Source organism: Staphylococcus petrasii, assembly GCF_002902565.1.
In the GTDB taxonomy this organism is placed as follows: domain Bacteria; phylum Bacillota; class Bacilli; order Staphylococcales; family Staphylococcaceae; genus Staphylococcus; species Staphylococcus petrasii.
In genome coordinates this window covers 1-7,517 of record NZ_PPRC01000110.1, presented here as the reverse complement: position 1 = coordinate 7,517, position 7,517 = coordinate 1, and the positions used below count along the sequence as shown (strand labels likewise).

At 28.3% G+C, this 7,517-nt stretch carries 11 protein-coding genes; all 11 read left to right on the top strand.

Annotated features, from left to right (window positions below; all coding sequences use genetic code 11):
* A partial coding sequence (locus tag CD127_RS11590; protein ID WP_240623879.1) for a rhomboid family protein occupies positions 1 to 1,429 on the top strand: 1,429 nt, incomplete at its 5' end.
* Positions 1,410 to 1,613, top strand: coding sequence for a YqgQ family protein (locus CD127_RS11585; RefSeq protein ID WP_103298549.1), 204 nt, complete (start codon positions 1,410 to 1,412; stop codon positions 1,611 to 1,613). The genes CD127_RS11590 and CD127_RS11585, both read left to right, overlap by 20 nt.
* Positions 1,610 to 2,596, top strand: coding sequence for an ROK family glucokinase (locus tag CD127_RS11580; protein WP_103366805.1), 987 nt, complete (start codon positions 1,610 to 1,612; stop codon positions 2,594 to 2,596). The genes CD127_RS11585 and CD127_RS11580 overlap by 4 nt, the downstream gene beginning before the upstream one ends.
* Entirely contained in the window at positions 2,596 to 2,919 is a 324-nt protein-coding gene (locus CD127_RS11575) for an MTH1187 family thiamine-binding protein (protein ID WP_103298547.1), read from the top strand. Before CD127_RS11580 ends, CD127_RS11575 begins: the two co-directional genes overlap by 1 nt.
* 1 nt (position 2,920) lies before the next feature.
* Complete coding sequence (locus tag CD127_RS11570) at positions 2,921 to 3,547, top strand: MBL fold metallo-hydrolase (RefSeq protein WP_103366804.1); 627 nt, start codon at positions 2,921 to 2,923, stop codon at positions 3,545 to 3,547.
* Positions 3,548 to 3,598: 51 nt separating this feature from the next.
* Positions 3,599 to 4,573 (top strand): competence type IV pilus ATPase ComGA, encoded by a 975-nt coding sequence (gene comGA / locus CD127_RS11565; protein WP_103366803.1) that lies wholly within the window; start codon positions 3,599 to 3,601, stop codon positions 4,571 to 4,573.
* Positions 4,545 to 5,609, top strand: a complete 1,065-nt coding sequence (gene comGB, locus CD127_RS11560; protein WP_103366802.1) for a competence type IV pilus assembly protein ComGB — start codon at positions 4,545 to 4,547, stop codon at positions 5,607 to 5,609. The genes comGA and comGB overlap by 29 nt, the downstream gene beginning before the upstream one ends.
* A 15-nt stretch (positions 5,610 to 5,624) precedes the next feature.
* Entirely contained in the window at positions 5,625 to 5,945 is a 321-nt protein-coding gene (gene comGC, locus CD127_RS11555) for a competence type IV pilus major pilin ComGC (protein ID WP_103299178.1), read from the top strand.
* Between the two features lie 19 nt (positions 5,946 to 5,964).
* Positions 5,965 to 6,372 (top strand): competence type IV pilus minor pilin ComGD, encoded by a 408-nt coding sequence (gene comGD / locus CD127_RS11550; protein ID WP_235851305.1) that lies wholly within the window; start codon positions 5,965 to 5,967, stop codon positions 6,370 to 6,372.
* Positions 6,359 to 6,652 (top strand): hypothetical protein, encoded by a 294-nt coding sequence (locus tag CD127_RS11545; RefSeq protein ID WP_103366800.1) that lies wholly within the window; start codon positions 6,359 to 6,361, stop codon positions 6,650 to 6,652. The genes comGD and CD127_RS11545 overlap by 14 nt, the downstream gene beginning before the upstream one ends.
* A gap of 573 nt (positions 6,653 to 7,225) precedes the next feature.
* Positions 7,226 to 7,517 (top strand): shikimate kinase (locus CD127_RS11530; protein WP_276307639.1); only part of this gene is annotated, 292 nt, incomplete at its 3' end.

Sequence of the window (7,517 nt, the reverse complement as noted above, 5' to 3'; positions counted from 1 at the left end):
ATATTATTGGATTCGTTATTTTGACTATCATCTAATAAATATTGAAAAAAATGAAAATGAGGTATGGCTTGCTAATAAACATAAAAGAAAAATAGCTATTTTCCGTAAAGACGTTACCTCAACACAAGAAATTCGATTTGATAAATCTAAAATTAATGATAATAGTAGTATCATTAATGAGAAATTAAGTTTCGAACCTAAATTATTTGAGTTCATTTATTTTGCTGATAAAGATTTAAATATGAGTGAGTTTAAAGAAACGCATCCTTTTAAGATGGATTTTCATTTAATTAATGAAATGAGAGATTTAGAAAAATTGATGCCAAATTTAATGTTGGCTAAGCTTATTTCTCGAAATAATAAAACATCGGCGGTTCAATATAAAAAACGCGTATTGAGACAAAATCCAATTGATAAATACATGATGACATTCACGCCTATGACCTATCTTCTAATCGCCATTAATGTGATTATTTGGCTCATAATGATTTTATATTTAAATCATTTCTCTGACGTTAAATTGTTAGATGTCGGTGGGCTAGTTCATTTTAATGTTGTTCATGGTGAATGGTACCGTCTTATCACTTCAATGTTCTTACATTTTAATTTTGAACATATTTTAATGAATATGTTGTCATTATTTATTTTTGGTAAGATTGTAGAATCTATTGTAGGTCCATTAAAGATGTTAGGTATTTACATGATTTCAGGTTTACTTGGTAACTTTATTTCACTATCCTTTAATGTTCATACAATATCGGTAGGGGCTAGTGGTGCCATCTTTGGTCTCATAGGCGCTATTTTTGCTATGATGATTATCAGTAAAACTTTTGACAAAAAAGTAATTGGGCAAATGTTAATTGCATTATTAATAATGGTCGTATTATCTTTATTCATGTCAAACGTAAATATAATGGCGCACTTAGGAGGATTTGTAGGTGGAATATTAATCACACTTGTTGGTTATTATTTTACTGTAAACCGTAATTTATTTTGGATATTTTTAATTTTACTCCTAGTTATTTTTGTAGCCTTACAGGTAAGAATTTTCGCAATTAAAGAGCAAAATATCTATGATAAATTAATTCAAGATGCAATGTTAAAATATGATTATAAAGAAGCAAGTCATTTAGTTGATCATACTATTAACAAAGGCTATGATGATGCCGAAACTTATTATTTAAAAGGTTTAATTACTGCGACTACTAGCTCAAGAGCTGAAGGAATGGCTGATTGGGAAAGAGGCTTAAAAAAATATCCTAATTCAGGCTTATTAAATTATGAATTAGCTATCGCTAATAGAGCGCTAAATGATAATGAAAAAGCTTTAAGTTATGCTAAAAAAGCAGTAAAAAATGATTCAAATGACAATAAATATAAAAATTTAGAAAAAGAGTTGAAAAAGACAAATGAAACAGGAAATCAATAATTTCTATGATGTCTTACAGCTTTTAAAAAAATTTGGATTTATTATTTATTTTAAAGATCCTAATGATATGTGTGAAATGATGTTACAAGAAATAAAATCACTCTATAATTATGAATTAATATCTAAAGATGATTATTTGAAGTGTATTTTGATTATTAACCAAAGAAGGAATGAACATAAATGACAAACGTAATATTAGCAGCTGATATTGGTGGTACAACTTGTAAACTCGGTATTTTTGATGAAAATTTAGAACAATTACACAAATGGTCAATTGAAACAGATACATCTGATCCTACAGGGGAAAAGCTATTAAAGAACATCTATGACTCATTTATTGAAATTTTAGCTACTCGTGGTTTAGACGTTAAAAATGCGATTGGTATTGGTATAGGCGTACCAGGACCAGTTGATTTTGAAACTGGTATAGTGAATGGCGCCGTAAATTTACATTGGCCAGGCAACGTAAATGTTAGAGAAATTTTTAGTAAATTTATTGATTGTCCAGTCTATGTAGATAATGATGCAAATGTAGCAGCCTTAGGTGAAAAGCATAAAGGCGCAGGTCAGGGCGCTGATGATGTAGTCGCTATTACACTCGGTACAGGCTTAGGCGGCGGAATTATTTCAAACGGTGAAATTGTTCATGGACATAACGGTTCTGGAGCTGAAATTGGCCATATCAGAACAGATTTTGACCAACGCTTTAATTGTAACTGCGGTAAATCAGGTTGTATTGAAACTGTAGCATCTGCAACTGGCGTAGTTAATTTAGTTAATTTCTACTATCCTAAGTTAACTTTTAAATCTTCTATTTTACCTTTAATTAAGGAAAATAAGGTTACTGCTAAAGCTGTTTTCGATGCTGCTAAGGCTGGAGATCAATTCTGTATCTTTATTACTGAAAGAGTTGCTAATCACATTGCATACTTATGCAGTATTATTAGCGCGACAAGTAATCCTAAATACATCGTACTTGGTGGCGGAATGTCTACTGCCGGATTAATTTTAATTGAAAATATTAAAACTGAATATCATAATTTAACTTTCACACCAGCACAAAAAGATACTGAAATAGTCCAAGCTAAACTTGGTAACGATGCAGGTATCACAGGTGCTGCTGGACTAATTAAAACTTATATACTAGAAAAGGATGGTGTAAAATAATGGCTATTGTTGATGTAGTTATTATTCCCGTTGGCACAAACGGGCCAAGCGTAAGCAAATATATTGCTGAAATTCAAATGAAATTAGAAGAATTCAAAAAAGAAGGTAAAATCGATTATCAATTAACACCTATGAATACATTAATTGAAGGAGATCTTAAAGATTTATTTGAAGTTGTTCAAGCTATTCATGAACTTCCATTTGACAAAGGTCTAGATAGAGTTTGTACTAACCTACGTATTGATGACAGAAGAGATAAATCTCGTAAAATGAATGATAAGTTAAAATCAGTTCAAAAACATATAGATGGACAAGGTGAGTAAAATGAGAATTTCAAATTTAACTTTAGGCTTAGTAGATACTAATGCATATTTTATTGAAAATGAAGATAGTGTTTTATTAATCGACCCTGCGGGAGAACCTGATAAGATTTTCAAGAAGTTAAATCAAATTAATAAACCATTGAAAGCTATTTTATTAACGCATGCACACTTCGATCATATTGGCGCACTTGATGACGTCTTAGAAAAATATGACGTACCTCTCTACATGCATAAAGAAGAATTTGACTTTTTAACTGATCCAGAAAAAAATGGAGCAGCCAAATTTAAACAGTATGGTATGCCTTTAATCACAAGTAAAGCGCAACCTAATTCATTAGATGAAGGTGACTTTAATATTGGTGACTTTAATATGAAAGTACTTCATACACCTGGTCATTCTCCAGGAAGTTTAACGTATGTATTTGATGATTTTGCTGTTGTAGGTGATACATTATTTAATAATGGAATTGGTCGAACAGATTTATATAAAGGCGATTATGAAACATTAGTAGATTCAATTAAAGACAAATTATTTGAATTAGAAGGGGATTTACCATTATTCCCTGGTCATGGCCAATACACAACAGTTGATGACGAACAATTAAATCCATACTTAGATGGACAATAAAATAAAGTAATTCTTTCACCTCCTACGTTTAATAATGTAGGAGGTGATTTTTTGAAGTTATTATTTAAAGAAATTGTAAACAAAGCTATTAGTAAGAATGCTAGTGACATTCATTTTATCCCTGCTGAAGATGAAGTCTATATCAAATTTAGAGTAAATGATAACCTTGAATTATATGAGACTTTTAAAATAAGTATTTATCAGAAACTATTAGTTTATATGAAATTTCAAGCAGGATTAGATGTGTCAACTCAACAAATTGCTCAAAGTGGTCGCTATACGTATCAAGCGAAAGGTTTATATTATTTAAGGATTTCTACCTTACCTTTATCTCTAGGTACAGAAAGTTGTGTTATCAGAATCATACCTCAATATTTTCAATCCAAAAAAGAGTATAAAGACTTTAAAGATTTCAAACACTTGATGAATAAAAAGCAAGGTTTAATTTTATTCACAGGGCCCACTGGGTCTGGAAAAAGCACATTAATGTATCAAATGGTTTTATATGCGTATGAGAAACTGAATTTAAACGTGATAACTATTGAAAATCCTGTTGAACAACTACTCAAAGGGATTACTCAAGTTTCGATTAATAAAAAAGCTGGTATTGACTATATAAGTTCATTTAAAGCTATATTAAGATGTGATCCAGATGTCATATTGATTGGAGAAATTAGAGATGCAGAAGTTGCAAAATGTGTTATTCAAGCTAGTTTGAGTGGGCATTTGGTATTATCAACGATGCACTCAAGCAATTGTAAGGGGGCCATACTGCGATTATTAGAAATGGGCATTAGTATTCAAGAAATTTCACAAGCTATAAATTTAATATCTAATCAACGACTAATCACTACATTATCTAACCAACGTCAGCTTGTTTGCGAATTGATAAATAATAATCAAATACAATACTTTTTTGAACATAATAATACGTTACCTAAGAACTTTAATAATTTAAAAGATAAGTTATTACTTATGTCGAAAGAGGGCACAATATGTGAAGAAACTGCAGATAAATATTTATAAAAAAAGAAAGAAAAATTTGAACACAACTCAACAAATTATGCTCCTTGAGAATTTAAATAGTTTATTAAAAAGTGGATTTACTTTATTTGAATGTTTTAATTTTATAAATTTATACTTCAAATATAAAAACAAAACTTTAAGTAATAAGATTATCGAAGGTATAAAAAATGGAATGGCTTGTGATGATGTTCTAAATCTAATCGGCTATCCGCAATCAATCATTACACAAATTTATTTCGCCCAAAAATTTGGTAATATAGAAGATTCTCTTCAAGAATCTATTAACTATTTAAAAACAAACTTAAACGCTAAACAACAAATATTAAAGTCTATACAATATCCGATAGTTTTAATAGTTATCTTTATTGGTATGATTACTATATTGAACTTTACGGTACTCCCTCAATTTGAACAGCTATACGCTACTATGGATGTAAATCTTTCCTTCTTTCAAAAATTCCTCACAAAAACTATTTCTACATTACCAACTTTTATAATGATTATCTCAATGCTTTCTATTTTTATCTTCATCACATTACTCATCATACAAGCTAATATCAGTATTGCTAAAAAAATTAAATTTTTAACTCAAATACCAATATTCAAAGGTTATTATAAATTATTTAAAACGTATCAAATTGCAAGTGAACTTTCATTATTTTATAAAAATGGGATTACTCTACAAAATATCGTATCAATTTATATTAGCCAAAAAAATAATTCATTTTTAAATTATTTAGGTGAACTGCTATTACAAAATTCAAATAATGGAATTAGTTTAGCAGAAAGTTTAAGAGCGCAACATTGCTTTCAAGATGATTTAATCAAATTTATCCAACAAGGTGAAAAAAGTGGGAAATTAGATGTGGAACTAAAGTTATATAGCCAAATATTAATTCAAAGAATTCAAAATAAAGCTTTAAAACATTCGAAAATCATTCAGCCAGTTGTATTTTTATTTTTAGGTTTTTTCATTATCAGTTTATATTTAGTCATAATGCTCCCTATGTTTCAACTTATGCAAAATATTAAATAACGAAGAGGCGATATCATGAAAAATTATGTACAAAAACTAAGAAAATTAAAAGCTTTTACACTTATTGAAATGTTACTTGTATTACTTATTATTAGCGTACTATTAATTTTAATTATTCCTAATATTGCTAAACAAACAGCGCACATACAATCAACTGGATGTGATGCACAAGTAAAAATGGTGAATAGTCAAATAGAAGCTTATACGCTAAAAAATAATAGAGCACCTAATAGTATTGATGACTTAGTTACAGATGGATACATCAAAGAAGGACAGAAATCTTGTAAATCTGGAGAAACGATTACTATCAATAATGGTGAAGCTGTTGCAAGTTAAACTATTTAGTGGATTTACTATGATAGAAAGTCTATTAACTCTTCTGATACTAATTATATTATTGAATATAAGTCTGTCCATCTCTAAAGGAAATAAGTTTACCATCATTAATAATGAATTAAGCTTAAACCAACTTATTACTCAATTTGATTATTTTAAATCTAAAGCTATAGGCGATAAACAGTCTATTACGTTAGCGTTAACAGAAAACTCTTCAATCATAAATGTAATAGAAGAAAAAGGCCCGCATTATAGTTTTAAAATTCAAAATGGTAAAATCAAAACCATTTCTAAAATTAAGAAAATAACATTTGATAAAGACGGAAGGGTAAATAACTTTGGATCATTCATTTTAAGTATAAACAAGCGTTTATATAAGGTCATTTTCCATATTGACAAAGGGAGAATAAGATATGTATCGCTTTAACAAAAGAGCAAGCATTTTAGCAGATAGTATTTTCTCTTTTCTCATCATAGTTATTATTTCTACTATTTTCATTCCTCTGTTATCACAGTTAAATATTTCTCTTAAAGAACAATATAAATATTTAGAAATGAAGCAAGCTATTATAACCTGCCTCAATCATTACAATACTAAAGAATTAAGTCAGGGTATAGATTTAGGTGATTATCATATTAAACTCAATAAAGATTCGATTTGCAATTTTAAAAATGTTGAAAAGAATAAAGTGTGCGTTAAATATTAATTTAAAGGCTTTTACGTTTATTGAAATGCTTTTATCTCTATTAGTTACGCTATTAGTATTAAGTTTAATTCCTCAAATATTAAAACTCACTCAATTTTATCTTCATGAATCATATGAGAACAATCAAACTGAATATGCTTTTTTTCAATCTGATTTAAGCCATTTATCAAACAACTCCCACACTTCCTTTCAAATAATCAATAGAAACACAATATTAGTGCACGAAAAAGAAGAGAAAAGTTATATAAAATTTAAAAATTCGAAATTAATTTATGAAAACAAAGGACGAGGAAATATTACTTTATTGAATAACGTTATAGATTTCAAAGCTAACTCTATTAACTCTAAAATAATAAAAGTGACCTTAAAAATTGGGGATGAAAAAGTAAATTATGAAAAAGAATTTTACATTTAATTCTAAGGCCTTTATTAGTAGCTATACTTTATTTCTATTTATTATTTATTTATCAATAATCACTTTTTATACTACACAATTTAGTATAAAATTGAAGACAATTCATAATATAAATCATTATTATGATAATGCTATTATTGAAAAATTGAAAAAAGGTGATTCAACTGAACGATAAACAATTGCCTATAATATTCATTGGCTTTATGGGAACAGGAAAAAGTACTATTGGTGAGTTTCTTTCACTAGAGGAACAATTAACATTTATTGATTTAGATTCATATATTGAAATAGAAGAAAATCAAACTATTCCTGAAATATTTGAGCAAATCGGGGAAAATGGTTTTAGAAAATTAGAATATAAATATTTAAAAGAATGTATATCAAAATATGATGTTATTTCTACTGGTGGGGGCGTAATAGAAAACATTGATTCTTTAAATATTTTGAAGC